Annotated in this window: 6 protein-coding genes; 2 read left to right on the top strand and 4 right to left on the bottom strand. The window is 73.1% G+C overall.

The genetic code is table 11. The features are described from left to right. Positions 1 to 19: 19 nt before the first annotated feature. The 3 genes from ACFU7Z_RS20030 to pulA form a co-directional block, all read right to left on the bottom strand. Positions 20 to 1,756, bottom strand: a complete 1,737-nt coding sequence (locus tag ACFU7Z_RS20030) for a carbohydrate-binding module family 20 domain-containing protein (RefSeq protein ID WP_380778600.1) — start codon at positions 1,754 to 1,756, stop codon at positions 20 to 22. A gap of 337 nt (positions 1,757 to 2,093) precedes the next feature. Next, on the bottom strand, positions 2,094 to 4,427 hold the full coding sequence (locus tag ACFU7Z_RS20025) for a M4 family metallopeptidase (protein WP_380778598.1): 2,334 nt from the start codon (positions 4,425 to 4,427) through the stop codon (positions 2,094 to 2,096). A 628-nt stretch (positions 4,428 to 5,055) separates the two neighbouring features. After that, a complete protein-coding gene (gene pulA / locus ACFU7Z_RS20020; protein WP_380778595.1) occupies positions 5,056 to 10,590 on the bottom strand; it encodes a pullulanase-type alpha-1,6-glucosidase in 5,535 nt (1,844 codons plus the stop codon). Positions 10,591 to 10,908: 318 nt separating this feature from the next. On the opposite strand from pulA, the gene ACFU7Z_RS20015 reads away from it, so the two are divergent. Then, positions 10,909 to 11,877, top strand: coding sequence for a phosphatase PAP2 family protein (locus ACFU7Z_RS20015; RefSeq protein WP_380778593.1), 969 nt, complete (start codon positions 10,909 to 10,911; stop codon positions 11,875 to 11,877). A gap of 76 nt (positions 11,878 to 11,953) precedes the next feature. On the opposite strand, the gene ACFU7Z_RS20010 is transcribed toward ACFU7Z_RS20015, so the two are convergent. Continuing rightward, on the bottom strand, positions 11,954 to 14,980 hold the full coding sequence (locus tag ACFU7Z_RS20010; protein WP_380778591.1) for a bifunctional [glutamine synthetase] adenylyltransferase/[glutamine synthetase]-adenylyl-L-tyrosine phosphorylase: 3,027 nt from the start codon (positions 14,978 to 14,980) through the stop codon (positions 11,954 to 11,956). A 183-nt stretch (positions 14,981 to 15,163) separates the two neighbouring features. Between ACFU7Z_RS20010 and ACFU7Z_RS20005 the strand changes: the two genes are divergently transcribed. Beyond that, positions 15,164 to 16,312: an acyltransferase family protein gene (locus ACFU7Z_RS20005; protein WP_380778589.1), complete on the top strand. Its 1,149-nt coding sequence runs from the start codon at positions 15,164 to 15,166 to the stop codon at positions 16,310 to 16,312. Positions 16,313 to 16,337 lie beyond the last annotated feature (25 nt).

Here is a 16,337-nt window from a genome sequence, read left to right as displayed (position 1 = left end):
GCCCCGGTCCGCTCCGGCCTCACGGCCGCCAGGTGTCGTTCAGCGTGACCGTCCCGCCCGAGGGCACCGTCGCCGTCCGGTTGGCGCCGGACTCCCAGGTCACCGCGCCGCTCGCGTCCTTGCGGACGTACTTGTACTGGAAGGACGTGCCGGCCGGCAGCGACAGCGCCAGCGACCAGACCGGGTAGCCCGCCGAGGAGAGCGGCAGCGCCTTCGCCGGGTCCCAGCCGCCGAGCGCCGCGGCGTCGCCGACCAGGTAGATGTTCTGCCCGGGCGTGGTGGTCGCGTTGACGTTGAACGAGGCGCCGGAGACGCTCGCGCCGGGCTGGACGTACAGCGCGACCGCGTCGCCCGCGCCGACCGTCGCGGTGAACTGCCCGTCGGCGCCCACCTGGTAGGTCGGGCCGGTGCAGCCGCCGCCGGCCTGCGGGTCGCCGTGCTGGACGTCGCAGTAGGTGCCGGCCGGCAGCCCGGTCTGGAAGGTCCGGGTGATCGCGGCGCCCTCGTGGTTGATCGCGACGTAGCCCTTGCCGCCGCGGCCGAAGGCGATCGCGTTGCCGCCGTTGGACCACCAGTTGCTCACCCCGGTGCCCGCCACCGCGTTGCGGAAGCCGACCATGTTGGCGATCTGCCGCCAGGCGTGGGTGCAGTTCCAGCCGTCCTGGTAGCAGGCGTTGACGGTGCCGCCGTTCGGCGGGCCGTCGTCCTTGTTGGCGAAGGAGTAGCCGGAGTAGACGTTGGGGGCGCCGTACGGCGAGGCCAGCAGGAAGACGTTGGCGAGCGTGTAGGTGTTGCCGTAGGTGGAGTTGAGGGTGGAGCCGTTGCGCTCGGTGTCCCAGTTGTCGACGAAGGTGCGCGCCTGGCCGCTCGGCAGGTAGCCCCAGGAGGCGCCCCAGCCGCTGAGGTTGGCGAGCTTGTCGGTGGTGAACATCCGCTTGAGGTCGGTGCCGACCCGGAACTCGTCCAGGTCGCCGGTGCCGGTGTACTCGGTGGGCTGGACCGGCTCGCCGGCGCCGTAGATGACCTCCTGGACCCAGTACGCCTTGGGGTTGGCCATCCTGGCCTTGATCGCGGCGAGATCGGCGGCGGCGATGTGCTTGGCGGCGTCGATCCGGTAGCCGTCGACGCCGAGCGAGGCCAGGTCGTCCAGGTAGTGCGCGATGGTGGTCTGGACGTAGGCGCTGCCGGTGTCCAGGTCGGAGAGGTTCTCCAGTTCGCAGTTCTGGACGTTGCCGCGGTCCTGGTAGTTGGTGATCGGCTGGCGGCAGCCGTGGAAGTCCTGGTCCTGGTACGTGCCGGGGTAGTTGTACTTGGTGTACGCGGTGCCGCCGGTGCCGGTGCCGGAGCCCGCCGACATGTGGTTGACCACCGCGTCGGCTATCACCTTGACCCCGGCCGCGTGGCAGGTGGCGACCATGTTCTTGAACGACGTGCGGTCGCCGAGCCGTCCGGCGATCTTGTAGCTGACCGGCTGGTAGGAGGTCCACCACTGCGCGCCCTGGATGTGCTCCTGCGGCGGGGAGACCTCGACGAAGCCGTAGCCCTTGGGCCCGAGGGTGGAGGTGCAGGCCTGGGCGACGGAGTCGAAGCGCCACTCGAAGAGGGTGGCGGTGACGTCCTTGCCGTTGTTGGCGGGCGGGGCGGCCTGGGCGGCGGGGGCACCGAGGGAGGTGCCGAGCGAGAGGGCGAGCGCCGCCGAGGCGGCGAGCGCACCGGCCGCGCGGGCGGGCCGGCGGGCGGGGGCGGTGGTGACCACGTCGTCTCCTGGGGGTGGCTGGGGTGGGGCAGCCGGAGGGGGAGCCTGCGGAAGGGCCGCAGGGGAACTGCAGGAAGTTTCTGCAACTTGCCGGAAACTTGCAGCGCCGAACCTAGAGGCACCCGCGGGGGCCGTCAAGACCTTGGTCGAAAGCCCGGGAGAAGCCGAGGAGGAGCCGGGGAGCGAGCCCGGGAGCAGACCCGGGAGACGCCGAGGAGAAGCCGAGGAGGAGCCGGGGCCGGGCCAGGAGGGGCGGGCACGACAAGGGCCCGGCAGCCGTAGCCGCCGGGCCCCTCACCTGTCCTGGTTCACCGGCCCGTCAGGAGCCGGCCCGGGTTCAGCCGGTCTGGATGGAGGTGTCGTCGATCACGAAGCTGGTCTGGAGCGAGGCGTCCTCGGTCCCGGCGAACTTCACGGTGACCGTCTGGCCCGCGTAGGCCGACAGGTCGAAGGTGCGCTGCTGGTAGCCGGCCGCGGCGTCCACGTTGGAGTAGGTCTTCAGCGCGGTGCCGTTCACCGAGACGGTCAGCTTGTCGTACGCGGTGGTGCCCGACTCGGCGGTGTCGATGTGCAGCCAGAAGCTCAGCGTCGCCTTGCAGCCGGCCGGGATGCTCACCGTCTGCGACAGCGAGTCCGAGTGGGTGGAGCCGTAGCCGTTCAGCCACGCCTTCCAGGAGCCGCTGTGGGCCGCCTGCGAGGCGCTGCTGTCCACCACGCCGCTCGACGCGGTCCACGGCGTGGCCGTGCCCGACTCGAAGCCCTCGTTGCCCAGCAGCTGGGCCGGGGTGCAGCCGCCGCCACCGGTGGAGACGGTCCAGGTGAAGCTGGTCGTACCGGTCTTGCCGGCCGAGTCCTTCGCCGTGACGGTCACGTTGTAGGTGCCCGCGGTGGAGGCGGTGCCGGTGATCGCGCCGGTGGAGGCGTTGATCGACAGGCCGGTGGGCAGGCCGGTGGCCGAGTAGGTCAGCGGGGCGGTGCCACCGGTGGCCTTGATCGCCAGGTTGACCGCGCCGCCGACGGCGGTGGACTGGTTGCCCGGGTTGGTGACGGTGACGCCGCCCGGGTTGGGCGCCGTGCCGACGTTGACGCCCGCCCAGGCGGTGCCGACCGCGGCCAGCTCGGCGCTGCCGGCCCCGTACAGGTCGGTGGCCGCCTTCTCCGTCGCGGTGCGCGCCGCGGCGTAGTTGGTGCTGGAGGTCATGTAGGTGGTCAGCGCCCGGTACCAGATGGCCGCCGCCTTGTCCCGGCCGATGCCGGTGACCGCGATGTTGCCCTGGGTCGGCGAGTCGTAGTTGACGCCGTTGATGGTCTTCGCGCCGCTGCCCTCGGACAGCAGGTAGAAGAAGTGGTTGGCGACGCCGGACGAGTAGTGGACGTCCTTGTTGCCGACGGTGGAGGACCAGTAGTCGGCCGAGGCACCGTCCTTGGACGGCTTGTCCATGTAGCGCAGCGGGGTGCCGTCCCCGTTGATGTTGATCAACTCACCGATCAGGTAGTCGGGGTTGTCGGTCGGGATGTTGGCGTAGAACTCGACCATCGTGCCGAAGATGTCCGAGGTGGCCTCGTTGAGGCCGCCGGACTCGCCGGAGTAGGTCAGGTTGGCGGTGGCCGCGGTGACGCCGTGGCTCATCTCGTGGCCCGCGACGTCCAGCTCGGTCAGCGGCGCGGTGTTGTTGCTGCCGTCGCCGTACGTCATGCAGAAGCAGGAGTCGTCCCAGAACGCGTTCACGTAGTTGTTGCCGTAGTGGACGCGGCTGTAGGCGCCGACACCGTCGTTGCGGATGCCGTTGCGGCCGAAGGTGTTCTTGTAGTAGTCCCAGGTGGCCGCGACGCCGTAGTGGGCGTCGACCGCGGCGGACTCGCCGTTGTTGACGGTGCCGTCGCCCCAGGTGTCGGTGGACTTGCTGTACAGCGTGCCGGTGCCCGAGGTCCCGTGGTTCAGGTTGGTGGTGTACATCCCACCGCGGGTGCCGTCCTTCAGCTGGTACGACGAACCCGACTGGGTGGTGCCGATGGTGACGTTGCCGACGAAGACGCCCTTGCCGGAGCCGGTCTCGATGCCGTCCCACTGCTGGATGACCTGGCCGCTGGTGGCGTCGGTGACGACGTGCATCTTGCTCGGGGTGCCGTCGGACTTGGTCGAGGAGACCACGGTCTCCCACGCCAGCCGGGGGCTGTTGTCCGCGGCCCAGACCACCAGGCGCGGCGCGGTGTCGACCGCGGTGCCCTGCTCGGCGGCGAGCGCGGCGGTCTGCGCGGCCGGGGCGGCCAGCTTCGGCGTGGTGCTGACACCGCTCAGCGGGGCGGTGCTGGCCCGGTCAACGCTCTTGGTCGCACCGGTGGGCGCCTGGTGCACCACCAGGTCCCCACCCAGGACGGGCAGTCCGTTGAGGGTGCGCTCGTACCGCAGGTGGCGGGTGCCGTCCGCGTCCTGGAAGACGTCCTTGGTGACCAGCTTCTCCTCACCGCTCAGCCCGAGGCTCTGGGCGAGGCTGGTGGTCTGCTGGTTCGCGGCGGAGATCAGCTGGGCGCGGTTCGCCTGCTGGGCCGCGACGGCGGCCGGCGCGTCCGGCGTGGCCGCCTGGGCGATCACCGGTATGCCGGTGACCAGCAGCGCGGTGGAGGCGGCCATGACAACCGCCGCCTTCCGTGCGTGAGCGTAACGGGACATGCGGACTCCTTTTCCGACCGGCGCTGGGTCGCGCACGGTGGAGAGAAACCTGAGCCGCGGGGTCGCGGCGCAGTGGGGGCCCCCGCCGGGTGCGACGGGAGTGCGGATGCGGTGCTCACAACTCGTTGCAGGGTCGGACGCGCTGCACCTGAACTGGAACAGCTGCACCGGGGGGTGGGGTCCCCTCGTCTACAGCCGGGGGAATCGTGGCAGCAAACGAGCCGTTAATGACAGATGCATGCCACGGATTGGCCGATTCATTACCGAAACCGTATGGAGGGCGCTCCGTCAGTTGTGTTACCCCACGACGAACTCGTGAACACGGTTTTCATGGCCCCGGACAAAGTTCGATCACCACCGGCAGTCGGTGACCAGCACTCAGGGCCGGTTCCGGCCCCGGCGGGTGGCCGACAGCGCCCGGCAGACCCGGCACGTCACAGTTCCGGCCGTGCCATCAACGGTTTCCGGCCATCGTGCGTCCGGAACGCAACCGTGCCCCCGCCGACCGCGAACGGGCCCCGCACCACCTGAACAGTGGTACGGGGCCCGGGAGTTGTCGGGTGTACGAATCAGTGTCGGACGGGTGGGCGCCGGAACGAACCGGTGCCGACCGGTCGGCGACGGCGGGTCAGCGCTGGACGAACACCGCCACGGTGCGGCCCGGCACGGTGAAGGTGCCGGTCGCGGCGTCGAAGCCGGACCGCTGCACCACCCGGTCCGCCCCGCCCGCCTGGACGGGGTGCAGCGCCTGGCCGGTGCCCTTCAGCGCCGGCACGGTCTGCGCCTGCGCCGTGGGCGTGGCGTTGAAGACCACCGTGACGCCCTTCTCCGCCCCCGGCAGCCCGGTGCCGTCCAGGTGCAGGGTGATCACCCCGGGCGTCTCACCGGCGGTGCCGGAGAGCGGGTAGGAGAGCCGCTGCTGGACGGCGGCCAGGCTCGGCAGCGAGAACAGCGGCGAGGACTGCTTGATCCGCAGGAACTCCTGGTACTGCGCCGAGGCCGACCGGATGTCGGCCGCGCCGACGGTCAGCTCCGGGTTCGCCAGCAGGGACCGGGCGGCCGGCCACTGCTCCTGGTTGTCCTTCGCCATCGGCAGGCCGCGGCCCCAGCTGTTGCCCTGGGCCGGGTCCCAGTGGATCGCGTTGAACCAGTCCCCCGAGTCGTAGGAGTTGGAGTCGAGCGACTTGGAGCGCAGCAGGTCGCTGCCGGCCTGGGCGAAGCCCGCGCCCTGGGTGAGCGCGGTCAGCGAGAGCCCGAGCGCCTGCATCCGGGCCCGGTCGGCGGGCGCGGTGCCGGTCGGCAGCTTGTACGCGAGCGCGTCGAAGAGGTCGGTGTTGTCGTGGGCGTCCACGTACTCCACCGCCTCGCCGGGCTTGGCCGCGTACCCGGTCGGGGCGCCGTTGTAGTCGACCTGGGCGCCGGTGACGGGCTTTCCGGAGCTGTCGGTGAAGGAGTAGCCGGCCAGGTTGCCGGTCAGCCCGACCTTCAGCTGGTCCATCTGGTGCAGCAGCCGGGCCTTCTGCTCCTCCGGGGTGCCGTTCGCGGCGGAGCCGTTCGGGTCGGTGTACAGGCCCGAGGCGAAGCCCTGCTGCGGGGCGGAGTTCAGCATGAAGTTGCCGCCGCGGGCGGCGTCCCGGATCCGGTCGTCGAAGGTGGCGATGCCGGTGCCGGCCATGTTCTGCTGGGTGGCCTGCTCGAACCGGGCGTTGTTCGCGACGGCGCCGAAGTTCCAGCCCTCGCCGTAGAGGAACACGTTCTTCCCGTCCACGCCGTCCGAGTCCGGCGTCATCTTCCGCAGCGCGGCCTGCACGTCCAGCATGGTGGACTTCGGGTCCAGGCCCATCAGGTCGAAGCGGAAGCCGTCCACCTTGTACTCGCGGGCCCACAGCGTCACCGAGTCGACCACCAGCCGGTTCATCATGGCGTGCTCGGGCGCGGTGTCGGCGCAGCAGCTGTCCGCCGTCACCTTGCCGTCGGCGTCCAGCCGCTGGTAGTAGCCGGGAACCACCTTGTCCAGCACCGAGTGCTCGGCCTGGCCACTGGCGGCGGTGTGGTTGTAGACCACGTCGAGCACCACCCGCAGCCCGGCCGCGTGCATCGCCTGCACCATCTGCCGGAACTGCACCGTGCGGGCGACCCCGTTCGGGTCGGTGGCGTACGAGCCCTCCGGCACGTTGTAGTGCAGCGGGTCGTAGCCCCAGTTGTACGCGTCGTCGGCGGCCACGGCCGCCACGCACTCCTGCTGCTTCGGGCCGTCCGGGGGAAGGGACTTGAGGTCGCAGGCCGGCAGCTTCTGGTCGGCCCGGTTCTCCCGGACGGTGGCGATGTCGAAGGTCGGCAGCAGGTGGACCGTGGTCACCCCGGCCTTGGCCAGGTCCCGCAGGTGCCGCATGCCGGCCGAGTCCGACTCGGTGAACGCCAGGTAGGTGCCGCGCTCGGCGGCCGGAACGGTGGGGTCCTCCACCGAGAAGTCCCGGACGTGCAGTTCCTGGATCTGCTGCTGCGCCGGCGGGACGGCCTGCGGGCGGGCGTGGTCGTCCCAGCCCGCGGGCTTGAGCGCCTTGGCGTCGAGGTCGGCGACCAGGCTGCGCCGGGAGTCGGTGGACAGCGCCACCGAGTACGGGTCGGTGACGGTGTTGACCACCAGCTGCTGGGTGGACGGCGCCCAGACCTTCACCTGGTACAGGTAGTACCTGCCGTCCAACTCGCCCTTGTCGCGGACGACTTCCCAGACGCCGGTCTCGTCGTCGAGCTTCAGCGGCAGCGTCTTCGGGGTGCCCCCGGTGGCGCTGTCGAAGACCTGGACGGAGACCTCCTGCGCGGTCGGCGCCCAGAGCGACAGCGCCACCTTGCCGTTGTAGTAGGCCGGGCCGAAGTCGACCTTGCCGGTCCGCCCGGCGTACAGGTCGTCCAGCACGCCCGGGGTCTGCACCCCGGTGCCGGCCAGGACGGCGCCGCTGGGCAGGTGTTCGGTGAACAGCAGCTGGCCGCGGAGCGCGGCCGGGACGCGGGCGGCGTCCCTGGGGTCCACGGTGAAGGCCCGGTAGCCCGCCAGGTGCGGGTACTCGGCCTTCTGCGCGTCGGTCAGCCCGCCCTTGGCCGGGGTGAGCCGCAGCCACTTGCCGGGCTTGGTCAGCGCGCCCTTGTCGGCCCGGATGCCGCCCTCGGGGTCGTAGACCAGCTGGGCGCTGGTGCCGCCGGCCAGGGCCTCGTCGCCCGCGCCGTAGTTCGCCGGGACGACGACGGTCCTCGCGTCGATCCACTGGGCCTTGGCGCCGGTGAGGTCGATCTGCGAGGAGGCGGCCGGGTTCTGCGGCAGCAGGTAGCCCTCGCGGCCGCCGAGCACCCAGACCTCCCTGCCGTTGACGGCGAGGTCCAGCGACTGGTCGGCGGGCAGGTCCTTGTCGTTGCCCTTGTGCAGGATGTAGCTGAGGCTGGTCGCCCCGGGGGCGAGCGGCACCTCGAAGACGGCGCCGAAGGCGTCGCGGCGGGCCGGGGTCAGCGGCTTGCCCCAGTCGGTCGGGGTGGCGGCGCCGGTCCAGTCGTGCAGGCCCCAGCCGTCGTAGTTGCCGTCGGCCCGGTTGTAGTGGATGACGGCGGTGTTCGCCGGCTGGCCAGGACCGGTCGACCCAGACGGCGGCCCCGGGTCGGCGGTGCGCACCGCCGGGTCGCCCTGCCGAAGCCACACCTCGCCGGTGCTGCCGACGTCGAGGTGCCGGTCGGCGTCGACGTCCTTGACGCCGTCCTTCTCCACGATGAAGCCGACGTCCGAGGCGCCGGGCTTGAGCTTCACGTACGCGAAGGCGCCGTACGCGTCCCGCCCGGTGAAGGCGTGCCCGGCCGGCCACGGGGTGGCCTCGCCGTCGGCGAGGTCGCCCCAGGCGTAGAGGTTCCAGCCGTCGTAGTCGCCGTCCGGCCGGTTGTAGTGGACGACGGCGTACGGGCGGGAGCCGGCGGTGGGCGCGGGCTTGGGCGCGGGGGTGCCGGTGGTGAAGCTCGCGGTGGCGGAGCGCAGGTGGCCGCTGGAGTCCCGGACGACGGCCTTGTAGCGGACCACCGTGCCGGGGGCGACGGCGGCCAGGTCCTGGGTGACCTTGTACCCGCCGTTGTCGGCGGTGCCCAGGGTCTGCCAGGGCCCGTTGCCGATCTGGGCGGCGAAGCTCACCCGGTTGAAGCCGCCGTCCGTGGTGGCGCCGACCGTGACGAGCCCGGTCGAGCCGTCCGCGGGCGGCTGCACCGAGAGCTGCGGCGCGGCGGCCACCGGCGCGAGCCGGCCGCCCGCCTTGAGGACGAGCGAGGACAGCGCGGGCACGGTGACCGTCACCTTGCGGTCGGCGCCGCTGGTGACGCGGGCGCCCGCCGCCGGGTAGACCGGGTCGAAGCCCATCCCCGCCGAGAAGGTGTCCAGGGTGACGGTCTTCGCCTCGGCGGCGTTGTTGACCGCGACCACGTACTCGACCTGCTGCCCGGCGTCGATCCGGGAGAAGGCGTACACGCCGGCGCCGTCGGCGGCGTACCGCTCGATCTGGGCGCCGTCGGCCAGGGCCGGGTTGTCGCGGCGCAGCTTGGCCAGTCCGGCGATGCCCTGGTAGAGCTCGCCGCCCTGCCCGTACCGGTCGGCCGGGCCGGAGGGGCCGCCGAGCACCCGGTCGCCGTTGTAGGAGGCCGTCTTCGAGGCGAACAGGTCCTGCCGGGCGTCCTTGTCGCCGCCCGCGCCGGTGAAGCCCTGCTCGTCGCCGTAGTAGACGACGGGCTGGCCGCGGGTGAGGAACTGCAGCTCGTTGCCGAGCCGGTCCTTCCTGAGCAGGGTGGCGTCGTCGGCGCCCGGGTTGTCGGCGAGCAGGAAGGAGCCGAAGCGGCCCATGTCGTGGTTGCCGAGGAAGGTGGGCAGCTCGTACGCGTCGGTGTCGGCGCTGGTGTAGCGGTAGTCCTGGGCGTAGACGTCGGCGAGGCCGCGCGCCGAGCCGCCCTGCGAGACGTAGGAGCGGGCCACGCCCTGGAACGGGAAGTCCAGGGTGGCCTGGAGCCTGCCCTTGGTGACGTACGGCGAGGTGACCGCCGGGTCGCCGGAGTAGACCTCGCCGAACATGAAGAACTTCTTGTTGCCCTGCTTGGCGGCGAAGTCCTTGAGCGCGGGCGCCCACTGCTGCCAGAACGCCATGTTGACGTGCTTGACGGTGTCGATCCGGAAGCCGTCCACGCCGGCGTCCTTGACCCACTGCTGGTAGACCTTCTCGAAGCCCTTCACCACCTTGGGGTTCTGGGTGTCGAGGTCGTCCAGGCCGCTGAAGTCGCCCTCGGTGGCGGACTCGCCGACGAAGGTCGAGTCGCCCCGGTTGTGGTAGAGCGCCGGGTCGTTGAGCCAGGACGGGGTCTTGGCCGCGGCGTCGGCCGGGGTGCGGAAGACCGGGGTGTAGGGGAAGGAGTCCTTGGTGGTCCGCGGCCAGGGGGCGCCCGCGTCGGCGACGGCGGTCTCGTCCACCGGGTTCCCGTCCGCGTCGAGCGTCGGGTAGGCGCCGGCGGAGCGGTAGCCGTACTGCTTCTCGGCGTAGTCGATGACGTCGGCGGTGTGGTTGGTGATGACGTCGAAGAAGACCTTGATGCCGCGGGCGTGCGCCTTGGCTATCAGCTCCTTGAGCTGCTCGTTGGTGCCGAAGTGCGGGTCGACCTGGGTGAAGTCGGTGATCCAGTAGCCGTGGTAGCCGGCCGAGGCATCGGCCCCGCTGCCCTGCACCGGCTTGTTCTTGAAGATCGGGGCCAGCCAGATCGCGGTGGTGCCGAGGTCCTGGACGTAGTCGAGCCGCTGGATCAGCCCGGCCAGGTCGCCGCCGTGGTAGAAGCCCTTGTCCGCGGGGTCGAAGCCGTTCTCCAGCCGCCCCCCGGTGATGCCTCCGGCGTCGTTGGCGGTGTCGCCGTTGGCGAAGCGGTCGGGCAGGACGAAGTAGAACTGCTCCCGGGTGAGGTCGTGCCGCCCTGCGGTGGCCGCCAGCGCGGCGTCCGAGGGCGGGGCCGGCGGGGCGGCGGCGAGGGCCGCGGGGGCGCCGCCGAGGGTGGCGGCGGTCAGGGCCGCGGCCAGCAGGACGGCCGTGCGGCCCGGAGGTCTGCGGCGGCCAGGGGTTCGTTCGGCAGTGCTCCGTCGGGGGCGGAGCGGGGCATCGGCCACTGAGGGCTCCCTTAGGGGGAAGGGGCGATCGATTTCCCAGGAAGCTAGCGGCCTGCAATATGTTTCAGCAAGATGCAGAAATCGTTTCGTCGCCGGAAGTTCCAGGTGGAGGACCGTCTCCGACCACCCCGATTACTCCCCTGGAGCGACGCGCGTGACAATGGGACGTATGTCCGTCCCACCGGTATGCACCCAACCCCCGAGCACCCCCTACCCCGGTGGGCGCCGGCCCCTACCCCTCAAGGGGGACAGCCGGTGAAGAATCCACTTCCAGAGGATGAGCAGACGGCTACGAGCGGTCTGGCAGACTTGCCGTCCATGGGGGAACCGACCGAGATCCAGCGAGGCGACGCCCGGCGCGCCGACGCGGCCAGCGGTGGCGGTTCCGAAGCAGCGAAGGCCGTCCCCGGCCGCCTGCCCGATGGAGCCACCCGTGCCGCCCAGTCCCGTACCGCCGCCCTGCGCAGCCGCGTCAGCGCCCAGCGCCGCTCACCGGCCAGGCCGCGGATCTGGTTCGAGCTGGCGCTGATCGGGATCAGCTACTGGGTCTACTCGATCGTGCGCAACGCGGTTCCCGAACAGGAAGCGATAGCCCAGAAGCACGCGGGCTGGATCTGGGACCTGGAGAACCACCTCGGCATCGCCGTCGAGCGCTCGATCAACCACGCCGTGGACAGCGTCGGGTGGCTCATCACGGGGATGAACTACTACTACGCGACCCTGCACTTCGTGATCACGATAGGCGTGCTGGTCTGGCTCTACCGCAGCCACCCCGGGCGCTACGTCGCGGCCCGCACGGTGCTGTTCGTGACCACCGGGATCGCCCTGGTCGGCTTCTACTTCTTCCCGCTGGCCCCGCCCCGGCTGATGACCGACGGCGGCTTCATCGACACCGTGAAGGTCCACGGCACCTGGGGCTCGATGGCCTCCGGGCCCGCCGCGCACGTCTCCAACCAGTACGCGGCCATGCCCTCGATGCACATCGGCTGGTCGATGTGGTGCGGTCTGGCGATCTTCTTCCTGGCCCGCCGCACCTGGGTCAGGGTGCTCGGCCTGATGTACCCGGCCGCCACCCTGGTGGTGATCGTCTCCACCGCCAACCACTTCTGGATGGACGCCGTCGGCGGCGAGCTCTGCCTGATGGTGGGCTTCCTCACCGCCCGCTGGATGTACCACGAGTGGGTCTACCGGCTGCCGAAGGTGCCCGCCCGGGAGATGCCGGCCGACCGGCCGATCACCGTCCCGGAGCAGTGGAGCGAGCCCGCGGTCAGCAGCGCGCGCCGCTAGCGCCCGTCTTCGAAGGGGCCCCGACCGGGGCCCCTTTCGCGTACCCGGGGCGGGCCGTCCCCGTGCGCGGCCCCGGTCAGTCGGCGCCGTAGAACAGCCGGTCCACCACCGCCCGGGCCCGCCGGGTGGTCCGCCGGTAGTCGTCCAGCAGCTCGCCGCTGTGCCCGGAGCCGTACCCGAGGTAGCGGGCCACCCCCGCCAGCTCCCGGGCCTCCCCCGGGAAGCTGTCCCCGGGCCGCCCGCGCACCAGCATCACCGCCGCCCGCACCCGGGAGGCCAGCACCCAGGCCGTGTCCAGCACCTCGGCGTCCTCCGGCTCGACCAGCCCGGCCTCCGCGGCCGCGGCCAGCGCCGCCCTCGTCCGGGTGGTGCGCAGGGCCGGCAGCTCGTACCCGTGCCGGAGCTGCAGCAGCTGCACCGTCCACTCGACGTCCGCCAGCCCGCCCCGGCCGATCTTGGTGTGGGTGGTCGGGTCGGCCCCGCGCGGCAGCCGCTCGGCCTCGATCCGCGCCTTGATCCGGCGGATCTCCACCAGGTCCCGCTCCGGCACCCCGCCGCCGGGGTAGCGCAGCGGGTCGATCAGCTGCCGGAACCGCGCGCCCAGCTCCTCGTCCCCGGCCACCGGTTCGGCCCGCAGCAGCGCCTGGCTCTCCCAGGCGTGCGACCAGCGCCGGTAGTACGCCGCGTACGAGGCGAGGGTGCGCACCAGCGGGCCGCTGCGGCCCTCCGGTCGCAGGTCGGCGTCGACCAGCAGCGGCGGCTCGGTGGACGGCGCGCCCAGCTGGGCGCGCAGCTCGTGGCAGACCGCCTGGGCGGCCCGGGCGGCCGCCTCCTCCAGCGAGCCGAGCAGCGGCTCGTGGACGAAGAGCACGTCCGCGTCCGAGCCGTAGCCCAGTTCGTGGCCGCCGAAGCGGCCCATCGCGATCACCGCGATCCGGGTCGGCAGGTCCCCGTGCTCGGCCTCCCAGCCGGCCACGCAGGCGCGCAGCGCGCCGCCCAGGGTGGCGGCGTTGAGCGCGGTGAGCGCCTCCCCGGCGGTGTCCAGCGCCTCGGCCGGGTCCTCCCCGAGCCGCCCGAGCACGTCCGCGGCGGCGGTGCGGAACAGCTCGCGGCGGCGCACCGAGCGGGCGGCGGCCACCGCGGCGTGGGTGGACCCGGCCCGGCCGACGGCGGCCAGTATCTCCGACTGCAGCGCCGCCCGGCCGCGCGGTTCCAGGCCGTGCGGGTCGCCCAGCATGGCCACCGCCTCGGGGGCGCGCAGCAGCAGGTCGGGGGCGAGCCAGCCGGCCGACAGCACCCGGGCCAGCTGTTCGGCGGCGGCGCTCTCGTCCCGCAGCAGCCGCAGGTACCAGGGGGTGCGGCCGAGCGCGTCGGAGACCTGGCGGAAGTTGAGCAGCCCGGCGTCCGGGTCCGCGGACTCGGCGAACCAGCCGAGCAGCACCGGCAGCAGGGTGCGCTGGATCGCCGCCTTGCGGCTCACCCCGGAGGCGAGCGCGCTGAGGTGCCGCAGCGCGGCGGCCGGGTCCGCGTAGCCCAGCGCCTCCAGCCGGGCCCTGGCCGCCTCCGGGCTGAGCCCGGTGGCGCCCGGCGGCAGTTCGGCGACGGCGTCGAGCAGCGGCCGGTAGAACAGCTTCTCGTGCAGCCGCCGGACCTCCATCGCGTGCCGCTTCCACTCGCGCTGCAGCGCGGCCACCGGGTCGGCGCGGGTGTCGTCGTTGATCAGCGCCGCCAGTGAGCGGGCCAGCCGGCGCAGGTCCTCGGCCCCGGTGGGCATCAGGTGGGTGCGGCGCAGCCGGTACAGCTGGATGCGGTGCTCCAGCGAGCGCAGGAAGCGGTACGCGGCGTCCAGCGAGGCGGCGTCCGCCCGGCCGACGTAGCCGCCCCGGGAGAGCGCGGCCAGCGCCTCCAGGGTGTTGCCGCTGCGCAGCGCCGGGTCGGTGCGGCCGTGCACCAGCTGGAGCAGTTGGACGGAGAACTCGACGTCGCGCAGCCCGCCCGGGCCGAGCTTGAGCTGGCGGTCCAGCTCGGTGGCCGGGATGGAGTCGATCACCCGGCGGCGCATCTGCTGCACGTCGGCGACGAAGTTCTCCCGGGCGGCGGCCTGCCAGACCATCGGGGCGAGCGCCGCCACGTACGCGGCGCCGAGCTCGGCGTCCCCGGCGACCGGGCGGGCCTTGAGCAGCGCCTGGAACTCCCAGGTCTTGGCCCAGCGCTGGTAGTAGGCGAGGTGGCTGGCCAGGGTGCGCACCAGCGGGCCGTTGCGGCCCTCGGGGCGCAGGTTGGCGTCCACCGGCCAGATGGTGCCCTCGCCGGTGGTGTCCGCGCACAGCCGGGTGAGGGCGGCGGCCAGCCGGGTGGCGGCCTTGAGCGCCTCGTGCTCGTCCACGCCCTCGCGCGGCTCGGCGACGAAGACCACGTCCACGTCCGAGACGTAGTTGAGCTCGCGGCCGCCGCACTTGCCCATGCCGATCACGGCGAGCCGGCAGGCCGCGGCCGCCTCCGGGTCCTGCTCGGCGGCGAGGTCCAGGGCGGTCTGGAGGGTGGCGCCGGCCAGGTCGGCGAGTTCGGCGGCGGTCTGCGCGAGGTCGGTGGTGCCGGTGAGGTCGCGGGCGGCGATGGCGAGCAGGCAGCGGCGGTAGGCGACGCGCAGCGCGTTCGCGGGGCCGAGGGTGTCGTCCCGGACGCCCTCGGCGAGGGAGCGGCGGAAGTCCTCCGGGCCGGGGTGCATGTCGCGCAGTTCGAAGGTGACCAGCACGTGCCAGTCGTGCGGGTGCCGGGCCAGGTGGTCGCCGAGCGCGGTGGAGACGCCGAGCACGCCGAGCAGCCGGTCGCGCAGCGGCTTGGAGGTGGTGAGGGTGTCGCGCAGGGCGTGCCGGTCGGCCGCGTCGGCGGCCTCCAGCAGCCGGGACAGGCCGAGCAGCGCGAGGTCGGGGTCGGCGGTGGCGCCGAGCGCGTCCAGCAGCACGGGGTCGTCGGCCAGGCCCTCCAGCCCGGGGCCCTCCAACAGCCGCACCGCCCGCGCCGGGTCGGTGAACCCGCGCCGGACCAGCCGGTTCTCCGGCCGGCTGACCCGGCTCCCGGCCCGCTGCTCCTCCACCGCCATCGGCCCCTCCATCCGTCCGCCCAGGGGCCCGTCCGGGCCTGGCAGGTCCGTCCGGGCCCTAGCAGGTTACGCGCCCCGGCACCCCGTCGCCGGACGCGACCGCCCGCCGCCGTCGGCGTGACCTCGGCCCCGCCGTGCTCGTTCACCCGGGCGCCGCCCCCGTCCCCCGCCCCCGGAGCGCCGATGCCCACGACCGGCCCCAGCCGCCTGCCCTCGCTCACCGGGCTGCGCTTCTGGGCCGCCCTGCTGGTGGTGCTCTACCACCTCTCCCGCAAGGTGGGCGAGCTGCCGCTGCTCAGCCCGCTCGCCTGGTACGGCCGTTCGGGCGTGACGTTCTTCTTCGTGCTCTCCGGTTTCGTGCTGGCCTGGACGTACGGGGCCTCGCCCGCCCGGCCGTGGGTCTTCGCCCGCCGCCGGTTCGCCCGGATCTGGCCGCTGCACGTGCTGACCACCGCGCTGTCCCTGGGCGCGGACGCGGCGATCGGCGCGGTGCTGCCGGTGGCGGCGGCGCTCTGGTCGCTGGCGCTGGTGCACCCGTGGGCGCTGCCCACCCTGTACGGCGGCAACCCGGCCTCCTGGTCGCTGGGCGCCGAGGCCTGGTTCTACCTGCTGTTCCCGCCGCTGCTGCGCCTGCTGGCCCCGCGCCGGCGCGCCTGGCTGCCGCTCGCGGCCCTGTGCGCCGTGCTCGGCCCGGTGCTGTGGGCGGCCGGCGCCGTGCTGCCCGCCGACCCGACGGTGCGCGGCTGGCTGCTGGACTACCTGCCGCCGGCCCGGACCCCGCAGTTCGTCCTGGGCGTGGTCACCGGCCTGGCCGTGCGGCACGGCGTGCTCCCCCGGGTGCGCCTCCTGCGGCCGGGGCTCCTCCCGGCGGCCGCCGCCGTGCTGCTCTTCCACGTCCTGCTGGTCCCCTGGCACGCCGCCGTCCCGGACTCCTCCTGGTACGGCCCGTACAGCGCCTCCCAGTTGCTGTCCGCACCGCTGTTCGCCGCCCTGCTGGCGGCCGCCGCCCGGCGGGACGCCTGCGGGGCCCCGCCCCGGCTGCTGGCGGGCCGGACGGCCGTACGGCTCGGCGAGTGGTCGTACGCCTGGTACCTGGTGCACGAGATCGGCGTCCGCTGCTGGCTGGCCGTCCAGGACCGCCCGGCGCCGGGGGCCGCGACGCTCGGCGTCTGGCTGCTGCTGGCGGGCGGCTCGCTGGTGGCCGCGGGGGCCCTGTACCGCTGGGTGGAACGCCCCTGCGAGCGGCTGCTGCGCGGCGCCCCGCGGGGCCGGGACGCGGCGGCGCCGCTGCCGCCCCGCGCGGTCCTGGCGCGGCGACGGAGGCCGGCATGACGTCGGGGGCGACCGGGGCGACCTG

The sequence above is a fragment of the Kitasatospora sp. NPDC057518 genome, from assembly GCF_042802075.1.
Taxonomy (GTDB): domain Bacteria; phylum Actinomycetota; class Actinomycetes; order Streptomycetales; family Streptomycetaceae; genus Kitasatospora.
Note: the sequence above shows the minus strand (reverse complement) of the source record. Positions and strands in the feature narration are given on the sequence as shown.

Excerpts from the sequence above, each read along its gene's own strand:
- ACFU7Z_RS20010 (WP_380778591.1), bottom strand. The coding sequence starts at position 14,980 with ATGGCGGTGGAGGAGCAGCGGGCCGGGAGCCGGGTCAGCCGGCCGGAG.
- ACFU7Z_RS20015 (WP_380778593.1), top strand. The coding sequence starts at position 10,909 with ATGGGGGAACCGACCGAGATCCAGCGAGGCGACGCCCGGCGCGCCGAC.
- ACFU7Z_RS20025 (WP_380778598.1), bottom strand. The coding sequence starts at position 4,427 with ATGTCCCGTTACGCTCACGCACGGAAGGCGGCGGTTGTCATGGCCGCC.
- ACFU7Z_RS20005 (WP_380778589.1), top strand. The coding sequence starts at position 15,164 with ATGCCCACGACCGGCCCCAGCCGCCTGCCCTCGCTCACCGGGCTGCGC.